This window comes from Streptomyces sp. NBC_00080, assembly GCF_045041255.1.
Lineage (GTDB): Bacteria > Actinomycetota > Actinomycetes > Streptomycetales > Streptomycetaceae > Streptomyces > Streptomyces coriariae.
In genome coordinates, this window is sequence record NZ_CP108235.1 from 5,470,373 (window position 1) to 5,491,382 (window position 21,010).

General features: G+C 70.7%; 8 protein-coding genes. 7 read left to right on the forward strand and 1 reads right to left on the reverse strand.

Features of this window, described 5'->3' with window-relative positions:
* The first annotated feature begins 86 nt into the window (after nt 1-86).
* The 5 genes from OHU34_RS24580 (at nt 87) to OHU34_RS24600 (ending at nt 8,743) form a co-directional block, all read left to right on the forward strand.
* Complete coding sequence (locus OHU34_RS24580; protein WP_405768331.1) at nt 87-1,445, forward strand: HEAT repeat domain-containing protein; 1,359 nt, start codon at nt 87-89, stop codon at nt 1,443-1,445.
* A 359-nt stretch (nt 1,446-1,804) separates the two neighbouring features.
* A complete protein-coding gene (locus OHU34_RS24585) occupies nt 1,805-3,610 on the forward strand; it encodes an ABC-F family ATP-binding cassette domain-containing protein (protein WP_142264723.1) in 1,806 nt (601 codons plus the stop codon).
* A 191-nt stretch (nt 3,611-3,801) separates the two neighbouring features.
* A complete protein-coding gene (locus tag OHU34_RS24590; RefSeq protein ID WP_405768333.1) occupies nt 3,802-5,619 on the forward strand; it encodes a PQQ-binding-like beta-propeller repeat protein in 1,818 nt (605 codons plus the stop codon).
* Nucleotides 5,620-5,702: 83 nt separating this feature from the next.
* A complete protein-coding gene (locus OHU34_RS24595; protein WP_405768336.1) occupies nt 5,703-7,775 on the forward strand; it encodes a PQQ-binding-like beta-propeller repeat protein in 2,073 nt (690 codons plus the stop codon).
* A gap of 275 nt (nt 7,776-8,050) precedes the next feature.
* The gene (locus OHU34_RS24600; protein ID WP_230195494.1) at nt 8,051-8,743 is read left to right on the forward strand and encodes a response regulator transcription factor; all 693 of its coding nucleotides are present in this window, start codon (nt 8,051-8,053) and stop codon (nt 8,741-8,743) included.
* A 36-nt stretch (nt 8,744-8,779) separates the two neighbouring features.
* Here the strand turns inward: OHU34_RS24600 and OHU34_RS24605 are convergent, their stop codons facing one another.
* Nucleotides 8,780-12,256: a DNRLRE domain-containing protein gene (locus OHU34_RS24605; protein WP_405768339.1), complete on the reverse strand. Its 3,477-nt coding sequence runs from the start codon at nt 12,254-12,256 to the stop codon at nt 8,780-8,782.
* A gap of 512 nt (nt 12,257-12,768) precedes the next feature.
* Here OHU34_RS24605 and OHU34_RS24610 point away from each other — a divergent pair.
* Together OHU34_RS24610 and OHU34_RS24615 are read left to right on the forward strand one after the other, a co-directional pair.
* Nucleotides 12,769-20,496, forward strand: coding sequence for a ricin-type beta-trefoil lectin domain protein (locus OHU34_RS24610; protein WP_405768341.1), 7,728 nt, complete (start codon nt 12,769-12,771; stop codon nt 20,494-20,496).
* A 31-nt stretch (nt 20,497-20,527) separates the two neighbouring features.
* A complete protein-coding gene (locus OHU34_RS24615) occupies nt 20,528-20,956 on the forward strand; it encodes a hypothetical protein (protein ID WP_405768343.1) in 429 nt (142 codons plus the stop codon).
* Nucleotides 20,957-21,010: the final 54 nt, after the last annotated feature.

A 21,010-nucleotide genomic window follows, 5' to 3' on the forward strand; every position in this document is an offset into this window, starting at 1 on the left:
AATTCGGCTGCTTCGAGCGGCCCTCGCCCGCTAGCCTCCCTCGGCCGGTTCCAGCAGAAGGCCGGGCCGGGGCGAAGGGCATGCGCATGGGGTCGGCGGAGCTGGTGGCGGCGGTTCGACGCGGAGATGCCGACGCCGTCCGTGAACTGCTGGACGGCGGACAGGACCCGAACGCCCGCGACCCGGCCGACGGCGTCCCCCTGCTCTGCGTGGCCGTGGCGGCCTACGACGAGCCGGTCGCCGAGGAGCTGATCAGGGCCGGCGCCGACCCGCTGCGGTCGCCGGACGGGGCGCCCGGAGGGGATCCCGGGCTGCCCGGCGGCGACAGCGCGCTGACCCGTGCGGTGGACGGCGGCTGCTCCTGGATGGTCACCAGACTGCTCCCCGAACTCGTGCGCCTCGACGCCGACGCGCGGGCCGATCTGCTGGCACGCGCGCGGTACTGGGCCGGGGCGGACCTCGGGACCGAGCTGCGGCGCAGGACCGGCGCGGCCGGGCCGGTCGAGCGCGGCACGGTGCGGGTCGATTCCTGGTCCTCGCAGTACGAGCGCCACTCGCTCGGCGGGCAGACCGTGTGGGACGGCCATCCGGGTGTCCTCACCGTGCTGGAGCAGCGCTTCCGGATCCGTACGCCGTTCGATGAGCTGCTCGCGCGGGCACTCACCCGCCCGGACCGGGACCACGGCGCCTGGTCCGACTCCGTCGTCCTCCTCGCCGGCCGGCTGGACGAGGAGACCTGGGGCGCCGCCCAGGCGTTGAGCGCGCATCCCGACCGACTGCACCGGCTCTTCGCCGCGGACGTGCTGAGGTGCCTCGTCATCGGGTTCGGCGGCATGTTCTCGCGGCCGGGATCCGTCGTCCACAAACTCGCGCCCGAGGTGTTCCTGCCCTGGGCCCTGGAGGAGCCGGACCCCGAGGTGCTCGCCCTGGTGCTGTCCGGGCTGAGCGAGGAGGGCGACTCGGACGGGAACGGGGAGATCATCGAGGCCGTCGGTCTGCCGTACGCCGGGCATCCCGACCCGCGCGTCCGCCTGGAGGTGCCCGACACCCTGCGACCGGAAACCGCGGGTACGCGCGTGCCGCGCGAGAAGCTCGACGTCCTGTACGCACTCGCGCGCGACCCCGACCCCCGGGTGCGCGAGCGGGCGGCCCGCTGGCTGGCGCGCTGCCCCGCGGAGGCGCCCGGCGTCACCGACGTGCTCGCCGGACTCCTCGACGACGCGTTGCGGGACACCCGGGTGCACGCCGCCCACGGGCTCGCGCAGCGCGACGACCCGCGCTGTGTGGCCGCCGTGCGGGCGCTGCGGCCCCTCGACGTCGACGGCGGGCCGGACGACGGCCTCGTGCGGGCGATGTGGCGCTACGAGGAACGCCACCCGGAGGTCTCCGAGCCGAGGGCCTCCGAGCCCAGGGCCTCAGAACCGAGGGCCTCCGAACCGGAGTGACGATCCCGACCGGCGGCCCGGCGGCCCGGCGGCCCGGCGGCCCGGCGTCCCGGCGTCCCGGCGGCCCGGCGCGCTCGCGCCCTGCCCCGCCCGCCCCGGCGTGCGCGAGGGGGCGTCCGCCCCGCGCGCGCAACCGTTCGCCGCGTGCCGCCGCCCGACGGGTGTCACCGGCCGACCGCGGGAACCACGGGGGCGTGAGCCGCTCGCGCACGCGCCGTTCGTGAACAGCGCGCACGACCATCGCGAGCCCTGCCGCACGCCGCTGCCGCCCTCATGACCGCGAAAGAAACCGGGCACCGAAGGGTGTCCGCCGCGCCGACTACCCTGGAGGGTCGAGCATCCCCCGTGGCAGGAGAGAAATGGCCGTCAATCTGGTCAATGTCGAGAACGTCAGCAAGGTGTACGGGACCCGTACCCTCCTCGACGGCATCTCGCTCGGCGTGTCCGAAGGGGACCGGATCGGCGTCGTCGGCCGCAACGGCGACGGGAAGACCACGCTGATCCGCATGCTCGCCAAACTGGAGGAGGCGGACTCCGGCCGGGTCACGCACTCCGGCGGGGTCCGCCTCGGCGTACTCACCCAGCACGACTCGCTCGACTCGGCCGCGACCGTCCGGCACGAGGTCATCCGGGACATGGCCGACCACGAGTGGGCCGGCAACGCCAAGGTCAGGGACGTGCTCACGGGGCTCTTCGGCGGGCTCGACCTGCCGGGGTTCCCGCAGGGCCTGGACACCGTGATCGGTCCGCTCTCCGGCGGTGAGCGCCGACGGATCGCGCTCGCCAAGCTGCTGATCGAGGAGCAGGACCTGATCGTCCTGGACGAGCCGACCAACCACCTCGACGTCGAGGGCATCTCCTGGCTGGCCAGGCATCTGCGCGAGCGCCGCTCCGCGCTCGTCTGCGTCACCCACGACCGCTGGTTCCTGGACCAGGTCTGCACCCGCATGTGGGACGTACAGCGCGGTGACGTCCACGAGTACGAGGGCGGCTACTCCGACTACGTCTTCGCGCGCGCGGAGCGTGAGCGCATCGCCGCGACCGAGGAGGTCAAGCGGCAGAACCTGGTCCGCAAGGAGCTCGCCTGGCTGCGCCGCGGCGCCCCCGCGCGGACGTCCAAGCCGCGGTTCCGCGTCGAGGCCGCCAACGAGCTCATCAAGGACGTGCCGCCGCCCCGCGACAGCAGCGAGCTGATGAAGTTCGCCTCCTCGCGCCTCGGCAGGACCGTCTTCGACCTCGAGGACGTCACCGTCCAGGCCGGTCCCAAGGTGCTGCTCAAGCACATCACCTGGCACCTCGGCCCCGGTGACCGCATCGGCCTCGTCGGGGTCAACGGTGCCGGCAAGACCTCGCTGCTGCGGGCCCTGGCCGAGGCCGCCCGCACCGAGGGCGAGGTGCAGCCCGTGGCCGGCCGGGTCGTCGTCGGCAAGACCGTCAAGCTCGCCTACCTCTCCCAGGAGGTCGGTGAGCTCGACCCCGGGCTGCGGGTTCTGGAGGCCGTCCAGCAGGTGCGTGAGCGCGTCGACCTGGGCAAGGGGCGTGAGATGACCGCCGGGCAGCTCTGCGAGACGTTCGGCTTCAACAAGGACAAGCAGTGGACGCCGGTCGGGGACCTGTCGGGCGGTGAGCGCCGCCGCCTGCAGATCCTGCGCCTGCTCATGGACGAGCCCAACGTCCTCTTCCTCGACGAGCCCACCAACGACCTCGACATCGAGACCCTGACCCAGCTCGAGGACCTCCTCGACGGCTGGCCGGGCTCGATGATCGTCATCTCCCACGACCGCTTCTTCGTCGAGCGGACCACGGACCGGGTCTTCGCCCTCCTCGGCGACGCCGCCCTGCGGATGCTCCCGCGCGGTATCGACGAGTACATCGAGCGCCGGCAGCGCATGGAGGAGGCCGCGGCCGCCTCGGCTCCGGCGGCCGTCGCGAAGCCGGTGACCGAGAAGAGCGCCGCCGACCAGCGCGCCGCCAAGAAGGAACTCCAGAAGATCGAGCGGCAGTTGGACAAGGTCTCCGCGAAGGAGGCCAAGCTGCACGCCCAGATCGCGGACCACGCCACCGACTTCGAGAAGGTCGCCGAACTCGACGCAGAGCTGCGGGGACTGGTGGGCGAGCGCGAGGAACTGGAACTGCGGTGGCTGGAACTCGCCGAGGACGCGTGAAGGGTGCGTGAAGGCGCATAACGACGGCGTCACGGGCCGGTCCTCCCTTGGGAACAGGGGTGGAGCGGCCCCGGGAGCCGTCCGTCGCGGGTGATAGAAAGAGCCGTCTGAGAACTCTCTGAAGACGGCTCCGGGCGGGTCACTGACCTGGGGGCGTGGCTAAAAACCAGTGACATAGGGGGAACACGCTGATGGCTCAGCCGCCCAATCAGCCGCCGCAGCCGGGTGGTTACGGAGCACCGCAGGACCAGCCGCAGGCGCCACAGCCGCCGCAGGCATCGCAGCCGCCGCAGGCGCCACAGGGTGGCTTCGGCGCGCCCCAGATGCCGCCGCAGCCGCCCCAGGGCCCGCCCGCCCAGCAGCCGCAGCCGGGGTACGGCTATCCGCAGCAACAGCCGCAGCAGCCCGGCCCGTACGGTCAGCCGCCGCAGGCCGGTCCCTACGGTCAGCCCCAGCAGCCGGGCCCCTACGGCCAGCCCGGCCCCTATGCCCAGCCGGGGCCGTACGGCCAGCAGCCGGGCTACGGCTATCCGCAGCCGCCCCAGTTCCCCGGCGCGCCCGGTACGCCGCCCGGTGGGCGCAACCCCTTCAAGGGGCGGCCCGCGCTGGTGGTCGGGGCCGCGGTGGCGGCGCTGCTGGTGATCGGCGGGACGGTGTTCGCGGTCACGAACGGCGACGACGACGGCGGCAAGAAGCCGGTCGCCGGGCCGAGCGACGACGGCAAGGCCACGGCGAGCGGCGCACCGGTCAACCCCGGTGACGGCAGCGGCGACGGCGGCGGGGACACCGAGGACTTCAACGCGGACCGCAAGGCCGGCGAGGCGAAGGTGCTCTGGTACAAGGAGGCGCCCGACGCACCCGCCTCCGGCGCCGACGCCCCCGGCATGTGGATCACCTCCAAGACGGCCGTGAAGGCGGCGTACAAGGAGGTCGTGGCGTACAACGTCGGCGACGGCAAGCCCACCTGGGACACCATCGCGCTGCCGCAGAAGATCTGCGCGGTCACCCCGCAGAAGACGGCGGACGACAAGGTCGTCGTGGCGTACATGAGCGGCACCAGCGACCGCGCCAAGTGCAACCAGCTCCAGCAGATCGACCTCACCACCGGCGCCCAGGGCTGGAAGGGCGTCGTCGCGGACGGCGCGCTGTTCGACAGCGCCATCAGCATCGAGCTGTCGCTGGCCGGCAACACCTTGATGGTGGGCCGCTCGCAGTCCGGCACGGCGTACGACGTCCGCACCGGCAAGAAGCTGTACGACAAGCAGAAGTACGGCGACTCCTGCTTCCCGACGGCGTTCGCCGGCGGGACCCGGCTGATCGCGGTGGCGTCCTGCGACGCGACCGAGGCCAACGAGCACGACGAGATCCAGGAGCTGGACCCGGCGACCGGCAAGGTCAAGTGGACCCAGAAGTTCGACAAGGGCTGGTCGGTGGCGAAGACGTACTCCGTCGACCCGCTGGTCGTCTACAGCACCAACGACGACAAGAACACCTGGAACATCGCGACGTTCAAGCCGGACGGCTCCTACCGCTCGCAGGTCGGCTTCGACGAGGACTTCGCGCCCGAGTGCGACTCCGGCTTCCTCCAGCGCAACCTCACCGGCTGCACGGGCACGGCTTCCGACGCGAACACGCTCTACCTGCCTACCGAGTCGAGCAGCGGTCCCAACGAGATCGTGGCGATCGACCTCTCCACCGGCAAGGAGAAGTGGCGCGTGAAGTCCCCGACCGACGAGGCGATGCTGCCGGTGAAGGTCGAGGGCGGCAACCTCGTCGCGTACGTCGAGCCGTCGTACGACGCGGCCGGCCGGGTGGTGGGCATCCCGACGGCCGGGTCCGCCCACACGCCGACGACGCTGATGCAGCTGCCCCAGAGCACCGCCGAGATCGAGGACAGCTTCTACTCGCGCGACCTCGCCTGGGTCGACGGGCGCCTCTACCTCTCCTCCACCCGGCTGACGGGCAACGACGAGACGAAGGAGAAGCTGATGCTCGCCTACGGCAAGTGAGGCGACCCACCGCCTTCCCCGCCCCGTCGACGTCCCCGCCCGCCGCCCGAGCCTTCCGAGCGTTCTCCCGAGGTATCCACACCATGACCCAGCCGCCGCCCCCGCCGCCGAACCAGCCCCCGCAGCAGCCGCAGCAGGGCGGTTTCGGCCCGCCCCAGCCGCCGCAGGACCCGCCGCCGCAGGACGCCGTGCCCAAGGACGCGGCCCCGCAGGACGCCGCGCCGCAGCCGCCCGCCCCCGACCTGACGAAGGCTCCGGAGCCGGGCTACGGCTACCCGCAGGCACCCCAGCCGGGTCAGGCGCCCCAGCCGCCCCAGGCCCCGGCCCAGGCGGCTCAGCACCCCCAGCCGCCGCAGACGCCTCCGCCCCCGGCCCCGTCCGGGCCCCCGCAGCAGCCCCAGCCGGGGTACGGCTACCCGCAGGCGCCCGGACAGCCCGCGCCTCCGGCCGCCGCCGCCGGTTACGGCTACCCGGCCCAGCCGGGCACGCCCGCGCCCGCCCCCGCGCCGTACGGCCAGCCCCAGCAGCCGGGCCCCTACGGCCAGCCGACGCCCCCGTACGGCCAGCAGCCCGGGTACGGCTACCCGGGGCAGCCGGGGCAGCCGGGGTATCCGACCGCTCCGGCGGGTTACGGCTACCCGGGGCAGCCCACCATGCCCATGCACCCGCAGGCCGGCGGCCCCGGCCAGGGACCGGGCGGCGTCGGCAAGAAGTTCAACGCGCAGGTGGCGATCATCGTCGGGGCGGTCGTCGCGATCGCGCTGATCGTCGGCGGCGGCGTCTGGTACGCGAAGTCCAGCGACAGCGGCAAGAAGGAAGAGGCGGGTCCCGCGGGCCCGACCGGCGGCGGGGGTGACACCGGCGGCACGGGAGGCACCGGCGGCACGTCCTCCGGCGGCAAGGAGAAGGTGCCGGCCGACCCCGCCTCGGACGTCCTGTTCAAGGTCCCGATGCCCGTGATCAAGAAGGACGACAGCGTCGGCGTCAAGGGCTCCTGGCTGACCGACAAGGCGTACGTGAAGACGGGCGTCAGCGAGATCGCCGGCTACGACCTGGACAAGGGCACCAAGCTCTGGTCGGTCCCGCTGCCCGGACCGGTGTGCGAGGCAAGCAAGTTCGCCACCGACGACTACCGCACGGCGGTCACCTTCCAGGCGAGCGCCGCCGAGACGGCCTCCTGCGACCAGGTCGCGGCGATCGACCTCGCCGCGGGCAAGCAGTTGTGGAAGAAGACCGTCAACTCCGGTGACTACCCGATCAGTTTCAATAACGTGACGGTCAGTGCGAACACGGTGGCCCTCGGCAGCACCAACGGCGGCGCCGCCTTCGACATCGACTCCGGCAAGGTGCTGTGGTCGCCGAAGCCGGCCGACACCTGTTACGACGCCGGCTACGGCGGCGGCCCGAAGCTGGTGGCCGTGCGCAAGTGCGGCGCGTACGACAACCCCGAGCTGCACATCCAGACCATCGACCCGGTGTCCGGGAAGGTGATCTCCGAGTACAAGCTGGCCACGGGCATCGAGTACGCGTCCGTCGTGTCCAGCGACCCCCTGGTGGTGGCCGCCGACGTCGGCGACAGCGCCGGTGACGGCAGCGGCATCTCGGACTTCTTCTCCATCGACAACAAGACCGGCAAGCTGCGCACCCGCATCTCGGTCCCGGGCGACCAGTACGCGGCCGACTGCGAGGGCATCACCAGGATCGAGGCCTGCACGGGACTGGCCGTCGGCAACGACCGGATCTACGTCCCGACCGAGGAGCACGACGGCACCGGCGAATACAGCCGGACCAACGAGGTCATCGCCTTCGACCTGGCCACCGGCAAGCAGACCGGCCAGCGCGCGGACGCCGGCGACGGCTACACGATCTACCCGCTGCGCATGGACGGCAGCAACCTGATCGCCTACAAGCGGCCGCCGTACGACAAGGGCGGCCAGGTCGTCAGCATCGCCGGAGGCTCCTTCAAGGAGACCAAGCTGCTGGAGAACCCGGCAACGGAGGCGGTGCACGACCTGGAGACCAGCATGTCCCCGGAGTACTCCGAGGTCCTCTACTCCCAGGGACGCCTGTTCATGTCCGAGGTGTACGCCGACGACGGCTCGCTCTCGAGCGGCGACCCGCAGTACCTCGCGGTCGCGTACGGCGCGGGCAGCTGATCGTCTTAATCGCCGTGACGGCCCCGTCCCTGCTCAGGGGCGGGGCCGTTCACTTACCGCGCATGCCCCTCGAATGTGAGGAATTTCGGCGATCCGGGGCACTTCTCACCGGTAGGGGGAGCGCAACGTCGAACAAGCGTGTAGCTTCCGGGGGCATGAAGGACAGGGTGCCGGGGGGCACCCTTTGTCGGTCCGTGTGAGTCCGTGTGAGTCCGTGTGAGCCCGTGTGGGCATCCATGGGGGGACTGGGGGGTTGCTCGTTGGGAGTGCGGCTGATGGTGGTCGACGACCACCGACTGCTGGCCGAGGCACTGGCCTCGGCGCTCAAACTGCGGGGGCACCGGGTGCTCGCCGCGGCGGCACCTGCCGCGGGCGCGGCCGAGCTGGTGATCACCCGCGCCCCGGAGGTGTGTCTGCTGGGCACGGCGGTCCCGGCCGAGCCGGGCATCTTCGACCCGGTGGTCCGCATCAAGCGGGAGCGGCCACAGGTGGCGGTCCTGGTCCTCGGTCCGGTACCGAGCCCGCGGGGCATCGCGGCGGCCTTCGCCGCGGGCGCCTCCGGGTATGTACGCCACGACGAGCGCATAGAGGGCGTGGAGCGGGCCATCATGAAGGCGCGGGCGGGCGAGGCGGCGGTGGCTCCGGCGCTGCTGCAGGGCGCGTTCAGCGAACTGCTGAACCCGGCGGCCCAGCCGGACGACGAGGGCCAGCGGCTGCTCCAGATGCTCACGCCCCGCGAGGTGGAGGTCCTGGTCCGGGTCGCGGACGGCGAGGACACCCGTCTGATCGCCGCGGGTATGGGCATCGCCCCGTCCACGGCCCGCACGCACGTCCAGCGGGTGCTGATGAAACTGGGCGTCGGCTCCCGGCTGGAGGCGGCGGCGCTCGCGGCCCGCACGGGTCTGCTGGACCGCGCGGGCCCGCTGCCGCACACCTCCCGGGAAACGGGTAGGGGGCCGGAGTTCTGACGAACTCCGGCCCCCTAGCGGGGAGTTGCGGGCGGGTCAGCCGAAGCGCAGCTTCGTCGTCGCCCACGCGCTGTCCGCGCTGATCACCGCCGTGCCCGTGCCGATCACCGCGGCGCCGCCCTTGTAGAAGTAGATGCTCCCGGCGCTGGACAGGGCCCAGAGGTCGGGGATGCCGTCGTTGTTGACGTCCGGGGTGCCGTAGAGGTGGCTCGTGGGCACCGTGGTCGTCGACCATCCCTCGGCGTAGACCTCGTCGGCGCCCGTCTTGGAGGCCGCCGCCGTCGACAGGGAGGCGATGGTGGAGCCGCCGGCGCTGTCCTTGACGCCGAACCGCAGGTAGAGACGGCTGGAGGAGCCGGAGCGCCACAGCAGGTCGGGCGCGCCGTCGGCGTCGTGGTCGCCGACCGAGACGAGGTCGCGGTCCAGCCACGCCGTGGAGGCGATCTTGGTGACCGTCAGGAACGTGGCGCCGGTGTAGCCCTCGAAGGCCCACATCTCGCCGCCGGTGGCGGTGGCGAACAGGTCGACGCGGCCGTCCGCGTCGTAGTCGCCCACGATGATCTGGTCGAAGGTCGCCGGGTCCGGGGAGCCCGAGGGCAGCCGGACGGTCATGCGCCGGGAGATGTCGACGCTGCCGTAGCCGTCGCCGGGGTACACGTACAGCTTGCCGTCGGGCATCCGGGCGAAGACGTCGCCGATGCCGTCGGCGCCGAGCGCGTCCCCGCCGTGGGCGATCAGCGCCGCCGTGCCGTCGGCGCCCATCCAGTAGGCCGGCGCGTGGTCCACGCCGTCCTCGTCCGGGTCGGAGAGCAGGCCGACGCCGTTGTCATGGGCGGCCTCCATGCCGACGTGCAGGTCACCGGCGGTCGACGAGGGGTACATCCACAGGTTGCCGCCCGAACTGATGGCGAACAGGTCGGGGGTGCCGTCACCCGTGGTGTCGCCGGCCACGTCGGCGGTGTCGCGCGGGGTGACGTAGAACAGGTACTTCGTACCGATCGAGACATTGCCCGCGCTGTCCACGGCCCGCGCGTAGAGCACGTTGGGACCGGCCAGCGGCGGTGGCAGCGACACGGTCGTCGAGGCGCCCGCGGTGACGGTCTTGCTGCTCGCGTAGGTCGTGGTGTTGAACGACCACTGGAACTTGGTGACGTCGGTGTCCTCGTCCGGCGCGAAGGTGAAGTTGCCGGACGTGCCGAACTTCACCGTCGACCAGACCGTGCCGTCCTCGTCCGCCGCCGGGAAGGCGGTGGAGGTGATCAGCGGCTCGTTGGGCACGCTGCTGTCGTAGATGAACCGGCACACGTACGGGTCGGAGGTCGGCGCGTACGGTGAGGCGGCCCCGCTGGAGTCGATCGCGCGCACCCGCCACGAGTACTGGTAGCCGTTGGTGAACGACGACTTGGCGACCGTGACCGACGCCTTGCCGGCGCTGGTGACCGTGACGTTCTTGTCGAGGATCTTGCTGTCGCCGTAGCCGGTCCGCCACAGCTCGAAGTCCAGGTACTTCAGGTCCTGGCGGGTGGAGGTGTCGTCCGCGTCGGAGGAGGCGGCCGACAGCACGAGGTCGCGCTTGCCGATGTGGAGGTAGGGGGTGGTGCGGTCGCAGGTGCCGCCCGGGGTCTGGACGACCGAACTCGGCGTCTTCGGCTTGCGGTTGTAGACGAGGGTGAGCTTGGGGGCGCTGTCGCCCTCCGCGCGGAACTTCTTCCAGGCGTACGCCGAGTCCTCGGTGCTGGCCCGCAGCCCGATGGTCATCGAGGACCAGCCGCCGTCCGCCGCGTCCTGCGCGACCGACTTCGCGTCGTAGCTGACGTAGGAGTCCGGGCAGGAGGAGTTGTAGCCGTAGGCGAAGGACTTGGTGCCGATCTCCGACTTCCAGTCCGGCTGGTTGTTCCAGGTGGTCTTGGAGGAGATGCCGGAGGTCAGCCAGACCTGGGTCTCGCGCGCGGAGCACGACCAGGAGTAGGTCTCGCGCAGCCGTATGGAGGCCGACGAGATGCTGGCGCCCTTGATGTTGGTGGACCAGCCGAGCTTGAAGAAGGAGCGGGACAGGCCCCAGGTGGTGGACTCGAAGCCGACGCGGGCCTCGGTGGTGCCGCTGTTGTAGTTGGCGCCGTCGTAGAAGCTGGAGCTCGGGTACTTCTTGTAGGCCGTGGTCCAGTTCTTCGTCTTGCCGTAGATCGTGGGGTCGACGAAGACCGGGTAGACGGTGTCCGCGTCCGCGAGCAGGTCGGCGTCCGGCACGATCGACAGGGCGGTGGAGGCGGCGCCCGGGGCGCTCAACGCGGTGCCGGCGACGGCCAGATGGGTGCCCGGGTCGGGTCCGGCGAGGCCCGGCAGGGCGAACACCTGGGCGTCGGTGAGGGCGGCGGACGACGCCGGGTGGAAGGCGGCCGGGTCGGCGGTGGTCGCGCCGGTGTCCCCGGTGTCGCCGTCCTCGGTGTCCCCGCTCTCGGTGGCGGTCGCCGTCGGCGCGTCGGTGTCCTGCCCGTCCCCGGGCGCGGCGCTCTCCTCGCCGACCGGCGCGCCGGGCTCCTCGGAGTAGGACGGCGCCGGCTCGGCGCTCTCCTCGGCCGGCTCGGGGTCGGTGCCCTCGGTGGCCGCGTACGTGCCGGCCGAGTCCCACAGGTAGGGGGTGGGGGAGACGGCGATCTCCTGGCCGTCGCGGTCCGTGCCGGTGACGATCTTCGTGACGGGGTCGAGGTGGAAGGTCAGGTCGGGGGAGGAGAGCCCGTAGGACAGCCGGGTGAGGGCGGGGTCGGCCGCGGCCTCGGCGCTGTGCACGACGAGGACGTGGCTGAAGCCGCCGGCCTGGGCCGTCAGCATCAGGTCGACGCCGTCGAGGACCTCGCGGTACAGCGCGCTCGACCCGCTGATCGTGGGCTCGGGCAGGGCACCGGGCCAGCTCAGGGTGATCTCGTGGCCGCCGCTGGTGAGGGTGGCGAGCTGGGAGAAGCCGTCGGTGGCGTCGGCGACCCGCACGGCGTCACCGCCGCGCGCGACGGTGTAGACGGCGGCCTCGGCGTTCTTGCCGGTCTTGCCGGTCCTGCTGGTCCTACGGTTCCTGGCGCTCTCGCCGCCGCCGGTCCCGGCAGCGCCGCCCGCCGAGAACACCACGGGATCGACGGTCGCCCTGGCGGCCCAGCCCTGTGCGGTCCGGGCCAGGCTCGTGTCGATGGGCTTCCAGGCGCCGTTCACCCGGGCCCGCACCGGCGCCCCGTGGGCGACCAGCTCGAAGCTGCCGTCGGGGCGCGCGTACGTCGTGGACGTCTCGTCGCGCAGGGCGGTGACCTCGACGCGCCTGCCCGCGGCGACGGCCTGTTGCTGCGCGGTGTCCTGGTCCAGGGGACGGGCGGCGGCCTTTTTTGTTCCGGCGGGGGCGTCGGCGGTGCCGGGGTCGTCGAACAGCGGCACGGCCAGCAGCCCGACGCCGATCGCGCCGGCGACGGCTGCGGCGACCCCTGCCCGGCCGCGCCCGGACGCGGGCAGGCCGAAGCGACGACGTTCCATGGGCTTGCGCCCCCTCCCCCTGAAATCCCGGGCGAGCCAGGATTCTGTGAATGAGCTATGCCGCAACCGGGGGCCTGCTTTTCGCATCCCACGCCCGGAAAGCGCGCACCAGAGCATTGCCGATGCCGAGGAGATAGCGCCACACCGCTCGGTCGCCTTTGCCTTTCTGTGACCTTGAGGGTGAGGCGGGACGGCCCTCGCGTACGTCTAACAGGTAGGGCTGAGCAGGGAGTTCGCGTCCCGGGCGTCTCGCGCCAAACGATCACAATTTGCCCACGCGTGGCAGTGCATTGACCGGCATTTGACCTGGTCTTTCAGTGATTGAGTCGTGCTCATATCTTTTTATTCGGACTGTGGAATTTCTCCGGTGAGCTAAATCACGCGCCTTCTTGGATCTGTTGACTTTCCATGAACATTTGCCAGAACATTCGTGCTCATCAATGGCCGGAACTGTGGGCGCGGGGGCTGTCGCTGTGTGGGGATCGCTGTCATGGAGCGGCAGGGGGTGGCGTGTGAGCACGCATGCCGAACGCCGCAGACGGGCGCGGATACGCGCCGGTGTGGTCGGTGCGCTCGCCGTGGCACTGGTGGTGGGCATCTCGCCCGCCGCAGTGGCGCTGCCGCCGGGTGACGACCGCAGCGGCGTCGACCTCGTCGACCTGCCGGACGCCGAGCAGGCCGAGGGCGAGGCCGGCGGCCGGCTCGCCGAACTGACCACGGCCGAGGCCGAGCAGCCCCTCGAGTACGACCCGAGCCAGGTCACCGCGCCGGTCGGCGGCACCGCGACGAAGGACCTCACGGGCCTCGCGCCCGGCGATCTGGTGCCGCTCACCCAGGCCGACGGCACCGCGCTCCCCGTCGAGGTCGGCGCCCCCGAGGACGCCACCGCGCCCGAGGCCACGGCCCTGGAGGGCGAGTGGCAGGTCACCCTCGCCGGCCAGGGCGAGCTGGCCACCACCGCCATCGAGGGCGTGGCCCTCACGGTCACCCCGCCGGCCGAGGCGACCGGCGACGCCGTGATCGCCCTGGACTACACCGACTTCTCCGAGCTGTACGGCGCGAACTGGGCGGACCGGCTGTCCTTCGTGCAGTACCCGGCGTGCTTCCTGACCACCCCGGACACCGAGGGCTGCTCGGAGCCGACCGAGGTCTCCACCGACAACGTGGTCGCGCAGACGGGCACCGACGCCGACGGCGACGCGGTGTTCGAGCGCCGCATCCTGGCGACCGTCGACACCGAGGTCCTCGCGGCGGGCGGCACCAGCGCCTCGACCGCGTCCACGGCCGCCGCGTCCGGCACGGGCACGGTCACCGACGGCGTGTACCGCGAGGCGCAGACCGGCAGCGGCACCCGGCTGGCGACGCTCGCCGCCGCGACCGCCGCCGGCTCCGGCTCCTCCGTCCTCCTCGCCACCGACTCCGGCTCCGGCTCCAAGGGCGACTTCGGCGCGACCCCGCTGGTCAGCGCCGGTTCCTGGTCGGCCGGAGGCAACTCGGGCGGCTTCACCTACTCGTACGCCCTGCAGACCCCGAGCGTCCCCGGCGGCCCCTCGCCGTCGGTGTCCTTCGGCTACAACTCGCAGGGCGTGGACGGCCGCACCTCCGCCTCCAACAACCAGCCCTCCTGGGTCGGCGACGGCTGGGAGTACAACGCGGGCTCCATCACCCGCACCTACGCCTCCTGCCGCGACGACCAGACGAACGGCAACAACACCAAGAAGACCAGCGACCTCTGCTTCGGCTCGTACAACGCCACGCTCACGCTCGGCGGCACGACGACCGAACTGGTCCTGCCCGACGGCGCGAGCAGCCCCTACGGCGACAAGTGGGTCACCGCGAACGACGACGGCTCGCGCGTCGAACTGCTGCGCAACACCGCCCTGGACAACGGCGACGCCGACGGCGAGTACTGGCGCGTCACCACCCGCGACGGCACCCAGTACTACTTCGGCAAGCACAAGCTGGCCGACGACTGGGCGAGCGGCGACCCGGTGACGAACTCGGTCCTCACCGCGCCCGTCGCCGGCAACCAGTTCGGCGAACCCTGCTACAAGGCGGGCGACTTCGCGGGCTCCTTCTGCGACCAGGCCTGGCGCTGGAACCTCGACTACGTCGTCGACACCAACGGCAACGCGATGACGCTGTGGTGGGCCAAGGAGACCAACCACTACGCGAAGAACAACAAGTTCAAGACGCCCGTCTCCTACGACCGCGGCGGCTGGCTCAAGCGCATCGAGTACGGCCTGACCGCGGCCGACCCGTACGCGGCCCCGATCTCCAAGGTCACCTTCGACGTCGACGAGCGCTGCTTCAAGGAGGGCGAACTCGCCTGTACGGCGGAGGGCGACGAGAACGACAACTTCGCCTCCGGCGACTTCGCGAAGAACCGCATCTGGTACGACACCCCGGCCGACCTGTACTGCGCCGCCGGCAAGGAGTGCTACGTCCCCGTCCCCACCTTCTGGTCGCGCAAGCGGCTGGCCCAGGTGACGACGTGGACGCAGCGCACCCAGGGCTCCACGGCCCTGTCGAAGGTGGACAGCTGGACGCTCCAGCAGTCGCTGCCCGCCGACCTCACCGACGAGGGCACCGCCCTGTGGCTGGAGTCGATCACCCGCACCGGCTACGACACCGAGGGCGAGTCGCTCACCCTCAACCCGGTGCAGTTCCTCGCCAACAGCCAGCCGATGCCCAACCGGGTCAAGGAGGGCGCGAACGACCCGAACCCGGCCTTCGACCGACTGCGCATCGCGCGCGTCGTCAGCGAGTACGGCGGCGAGACAGTCGTCACCTACAAGGCGCCGTCGGGCGCGTGCAAGACGGGCAGCGGCTTCCCCGCCCCGGACTCCAACACCGGCCTGTGCTTCCCGGTGTTCTGGAACGCCGACCCGGACGTCGAGACCACCGACTGGTTCAACAAGTACGTCGTCGAGTCCGTCCAGGAACTCCCCGCCCTCACCGGCGTCGACGCGATCACGACCACCTACGACTACCTCGGTGACGCCGCCTGGGCCCTGAACCAGGCGGAGTTCTCCAAGAAGAAGACCCGCACCTGGGACCAGTGGCGCGGCTTCGCCCGCGTGCGCACCTACACGGGCGCCGACAGCGACGCCGCGTACGTGTCCACGAAGCGCGGCATGACGGAGACCCGCTTCTTCCGGGGCATGGACGGCGACCCCCTCTCCGGCGGAGGCACCCGCTCGGTCACCGTGAAGGACTCCGAGGGCGTCACCGTCGCCACCGACGAGGAGCCGTTCGCGGGCCGCGTCGCGGAGTCGCTCACCTACGCCTCGGCGACCGCCGACACCTGGCTGACCAGGACCGTCGACAAGCCGAAGGCCGTGAAGCTCGCCGCCCGCAGCCGCTCCGGCGGTATCCCGGACCTCAAGGCCTGGCGGGTCCTCACCCCCGAGTCCCTCACCTACACCCGCTCCTCCGGCACCGGCGACGACAAGCGCACCGTGCGCGTCCTGCGCACCGTCACCGAGTACGAGGACACCTACGGTCTGCCGACGCAGGTCGCCGAGTACAACGACTGGTCGGCCGACGCCGCGACCGACAACACGGACGACGACACCTGCACGGTGATGTCGTACGTCCACAACACCGCCAAGCACCTCATCGGCCTGGACCGGCAGACCCTCACCACCGCCGGCACCTGCGCACAGGCGGCCACGGCGACCGCCGCCGACTGGATCGACGGCTCGCGGGTCGCCTACGACGGCCAGGCCTACGACGCCGCTCCCACCACCGGCAACGCCACCACCACCTGGGCGATCACCGGAACCGGCGGCGGCTGGGTCAAGGACGGCGAGGTCACGTACGACGACTACGGCCGTACGACGTCCACGAAGAACGCCCTGGCCATCGCGAACAGCGACACCGCGAAGGCGGTCACGACCTACGTCCCGGACAAGGGCCAGGTCTTCCGGATCACCACCACCAACGAGCTGAACCAGAGCGAGACCAGCACGCTGGAACCCGGCCGCGGGGTCGCCCTGACCGACCAGGACGTCAACGGACGGGTCACCACCTACACGTACGACGCCCTCGGCCGCGCCACCCAGGTGTGGAACCCGTCCCGCGCCACGTCCAAGTCGCCGTCGGCGAAGATCAGTTACGACACGACGATCGGCCAGCCGGTCTCGATCACCACCGAGTCGCTCACCGACGACGGCGACTACGGCGTCTCCACCGTCATCTACGACGGCCTCGGCCGCGAACGCCAGAAGCAGGAGCCGGCTGTCGGCGGCGGACGCCTCATCTCGGACACCCTGTACGGCGCCAACGGCACCATCCGGCAGACCAACAACGCCTACTACGACAAGGACGACCCCTCCACCGTCCTGTTCGAGCTGGAGTCGGACTACCAGGTCCCCAACGCGACGCTGTACGCGTACGACGGCCTGGGCCGCACCCTCACCGAGACCCCGTACCTCAACGGCACGGAGGTCCCGGCGAAGGCGAGCCGCTACGAGTACGGCCTCGACAGCTCCACGGTGATCAACCCGACGGGCGCGACCGCCCAGCGCACCTGGTCCGACGCGATGGGCCGCACGGTCCGCGTCGACACGTACACGGACGCGCTGCGCGCCGCCTACCGCTCGACGACGTACAGGTACGACGAGCGCGGCGACCAGGTCGAGGTGAAGGATGCGGAGGGAAATCTCTGGACCTACGCGTACGACGCCCGCGGCCGTCGGATCGAGTCGGTCGACCCGGACACGGGAACGACAACGACCCAGTACGACCTGCTCAACCGGCCGCAACTGGTCACGGACGAGAACACGGCCGTGTACACGGTCTACGACAAGCTGTCCCGCCCGATCGAGCAGCGCGAGAACTCGGCCACCGGCAAGCTGCTGGCGCAGGCCACGTACGACACCCTGATCGGGGGTGTCGGCCTGGCCACCTCGCAGACCCGCTACACGGACGGGCTGGCGTACACCACGGCGGTGACCGGCTACACCGCCGACTACCAGCCGGCCGGCCAGAAGATTTCCATCCCCGAATCGGTGGCGCTCTCCTACGGCCTCCAGAAGGAGTACGCGTACAGCTACGAGTACTCGCAGTCCGGCCTGCTGGAGGCCGTCAACCTGCCCTCCGTGGGCACCCTTCCCGCGGAGAAGGTGGTCGTCCGCTACAACGAGGACGGGCTGCCGGTCTCCACCTCGGGCCTGGCCTGGTACACCGCGCAGACCTCGTACTCCCCGTACGGCCAGGTCCTGCGCACGGCCAGCGGCGAGAACCCGAACCGCGTCTGGACGACGAACCTGTACGACGAGGCGACGGGCGAACTGACCCAGAGCATCGTCGACCGTGAGTCGACCAGCGACACCACGGCCGTCACCGGCCACCGCGTCAACTCCCGTGCCTACACCTACGACCCGGCCGGCAATGTCACGTCGATCGCGGACACCTCGAACTCGGTGACCGACCGCCAGTGCTTCACGTACGACGCGCTGGGCCAGCTGAGCGAGGCATGGACGGCACCCGCGTCCTGCACGGCGACGGGCAAGACGACGGCCGCCGCGAAGTACTCGGACGGCACGACCAACGTCACGGCGGCCAACAGCGGCTACTGGCAGTCGTACACGTACGACGCGATGGGCAACCGGAAGAAGCTCGTCGAGCACGACCCGGGCCTGGACACCACCAAGGACGCCACGACCGACTACGTGTACGGCAAGGCGGACGGCACCCAGCCGCACACCCTGACCGGCATGTCCTCCACCTACAAGGCCGAGTCCGGCGCTCAGGTGACGAAGGCGACGACGCTGACGTACGACGACGCGGGCAACACGCGGACGCGCACGTACGACGGCTCGGAGCAGGCGCTGACCTGGACCTGGGACGGTCAGGTGGAGAAGGTCAGCGGCTTCGGTGAGAACGGTTCCGGCGCGTGGAAGGGCCTGGCGAACAAGTGCCTGGACCTGGCCAACGCGGCGACGACGGCCGACACACCCGTCCAGCTCTACACCTGCAACGGCTCCAAGGCGCAGAAGTTCCGCATCGACTCGGCCTCCTCCGCGGACCCGTCGACGGGCGCGCTGAAGATCCTGGGCAAGTGCGTGGTGCCCAAGGGCGGCGGCACGGCCAACGGCACGCTGGTCGTCATCGCGGACTGCACCGGCGCGGCGGCCCAGCGGTGGACGGCGACGTCCACCGGCACCCTGAAGCACGTCTCGTCGGGCAAGTGCCTGGACGTCCCGAGCTCCAACTCGGCCGACAGCACGGACCTCCAGCTGAACACCTGCGGGACCGCTGCGAACCAGCAGTGGGTCCCGGACAAGGAGACCAAGTACGTCTACGGCGGTGACGGATCACGCCTGATGGCGATCTCCGCCACCGAGCGCACCCTGTACCTCGGCGAAGCGACGATCTCGGTCAACGTGGCCGGCGGCCCCGCCTACACCGAGCGCTACTACTCCCAGGCGGGCGCGCCGACCGTGATGCGCCACGCGCAGGGCACGGGTGCGGCGGAACTGTCCGTCCAGGTCACCGACCAGAACGGCACGGCGTACGCCAACGTGGCGCTGGCGTCGGGCAACAAGGTCAAGTTCTCGAAGACGGACGCCTTCGGCGTGGAGCGGTCCGAGGCCACGACCTGGCGTTCCCACCAGAGCTACGTCGGGGGCGACGACGACACGAGCAGTGGTCTGGTCCACCTGGGCGCTCGTGAGTACGACCCGTCGACCGGCCGATTCCTCTCCGCCGACCCGATCCTGGACCTGGCCGACCCGGTTCAGATGAACGGCTACGTCTACTGCGAGAACAACCCGGTCACCTACGCCGACCCGTCGGGTCTCGCGTCGGACGGCGGAAGCTCGGAGTACGGCGGTCCCTCGGCGTCGGAGGAGGCGTCGGCGAAGAAGACGCTGGGCACGACGGTGGCGGATGTGATCCTCTCCATCGGCTGGGCCGCGCTCAAGGAATTCGTCGGCTGGGACAGCGTGGTGGGCTGCTTCTCCCGCGGCGACGTCTGGGCCTGCGGTGATCTGTTCCTCAACGCCATCCCGTGGACGAAGGCGTACAAGGCCTTCGGGATCGCCAAGGCGGCGTACCGGATCGCGAAGGCGATCAACGCCCTGATGAAGGCCAAGGAGAAGGCCCGCAAGATCATCGAGCTGGCCCGCAAGGCCCGCGAGCTGGCCCGGAAGGCGGCCGCGGCGAAGAAGAAGGCGGCCGCGCTGGCGGCACAGCTGAAGAAGAAGGCGAAGGAAGCGGCGACCCGGCAGGCTAAGAAGGCCGCGCAGAAGACGGGCAACGCGATCCAGAAGGCGCGCAAGGCAGCGGCGAAGAAGGCGGAGCCGAAACCGCGGCAGGCGAAGGCGGCGAAGGGCAAGGACGAGCCGTCCGGCGACGGCGGAGGGGGCAGCTGCCCGGCGAAGGAGGCCAACAGCTTCGTCCCCGGCACACTCGTCCTGATGGCCGACGGCACCACCAAGCCGATCGAGGACGTCGGGAACGGCGACAAGGTCGTGGCGACGGACCCGGAGACCGGCGAGACCGCCGTCGAGACGGTCACCGCCGAGATCGTCGGCGAGGGCGTCAAGCACCTGGTCAAGGTGACCGTCGCGATCGGCGACGGAGAGCGGACCGCCCAGGTGACGGCCACCGAGGGGCACCCGTTCTGGGTCCAGGAGCTGGGCGAGTGGGTCGACGCCACGGACCTGCGGTCGGGCGAGTGGCTGCGCACCAGCGCCGGCACTTACGTCCAGGTCACGGCGGTCGAGCGGTGGACGACCCAGCGGGCCACGGTCCACAACCTCACCGTCAGCGACCTGCACACCTACTACGTGCTGGTCGGCGGGACCGCGATTCTCGTCCACAACTGTGGGGCGCGCGTTGTCGATATGAATGGCAATGACATCGCGAATCCCGATCCGTTGGCGACGCGCCTTCTCGAGCACACGAATACGGCGCTGTCCGAGTGGGATTCCGGAATCATCGGATACACTGAGGCCGATTTCAAACGGATCGACCGGAACAAGAATCGGGCCAACACGATCATGGGCAATATCCTGGACAAGCGTGTCAAGGAGTTGGCCGATGCCGATCCGGCCCTGAAGGAATTGTTCTCCACTCCGGGTGGCATGCCTGGACCGGACTGGGTGAATACGGGGAAGAGTGTCTCGGGTATCGGCTGGTACGACCTCACGACCAGTCGAATGTGGGGACAACATGCGTTTGACTACGGGCCCGGATACGGTCCAGGGATAGGAATCCTCTGGAGTTGACCCGGTTTCCCGAAGGCGAAGGAAGAGCGGCATGAGCAGTATCGTGAAGTTTTTCGTGGCGGCACCGTCGGATGCGACCGATGCGTTGACGCATGGACCGGGTGCATCGCTCCCATCGATTGTGTTCGGGAATTTCGACGCAGAGGAAGCGCTGCTGAACTGGGAGGCGCATCTCACGGGCAGCACGTTCGACGAGCTTCTCGACCGGGATATTCCCGTGGTCTTCGCCGAGGAGGAAGACGGTCCCACCGTTTTCCTCCTGTCGGACGAGCTTCTGGCGGAGCTCACCGGTAGCCCGAGTTCGCGGATCGGTGAAACGGCCAACTGGTGGGCGGCCAAGACGGCGGAGGACGGGTTCCCGGTCGACGCGTTCGTCGCCCTGCGGATCCTCGAGGATCTCGTCCGGCTGATCCGCGAGGAGAGGCCGTCCGGGGAGAGTGTCTACTGCTGGACGGCCTGACGGCCTGCTTGGTCCCGTGCGTGGGGCCTGTTCGATGAGAGCGGAGGGGTGGGC